The following is a 418-nucleotide window of genomic DNA, read 5'->3' as shown; positions in this document are numbered from 1 at the left end:
AGGCGCGGTCAGCGTAACAGTCGTGGTGTTGTCGGTACCCGGTGTATCCGTAACGGTGGTGTTCACCGCCGTAGTGCCCGGGACCAGGTTCTCGAAGTGCTCGCCGCCAGTGACACCAGTAATGGCGGTAGTGACGATCTGGTCGCCCTTATACACGTCATCCGGTGCCAAAACCGAGATAGAACCGCTGCTTTGGTTCACACCAATAGTGATACTCTGGCCGTTATCCAAAGTGACAGTCAGCGGATTGGTGATGTTAGTCACCGGTGCGCCGTTTTTATCCACAAGGCTGGCGGTGTAGACGATATTGCCGCCTTCGCCGACGGTGGTAGTAGCGGTCAGTACTACATCGACTTTATCGATGGTGTCATTGATCGTGGTGGTCGCACCATTGCCCGCAACTTCCAACTTCTCGAAA

The 418-nt window shown here is 55.0% G+C and carries 1 protein-coding gene; it reads right to left on the bottom strand.

The genetic code is table 11. The features are described from left to right. A partial coding sequence (locus J1G33_RS27770; protein ID WP_223019176.1) for an immunoglobulin-like domain-containing protein occupies nt 1-418 on the bottom strand: 418 nt, incomplete at both ends.

The organism is Pseudomonas sp. P867, assembly GCF_019891455.1.
In the GTDB taxonomy this organism is placed as follows: Bacteria; Pseudomonadota; Gammaproteobacteria; order Pseudomonadales; family Pseudomonadaceae; genus Aquipseudomonas; species Aquipseudomonas synxantha_A.
Note: the sequence above shows the minus strand (reverse complement) of the source record. Positions and strands in the feature narration are given on the sequence as shown.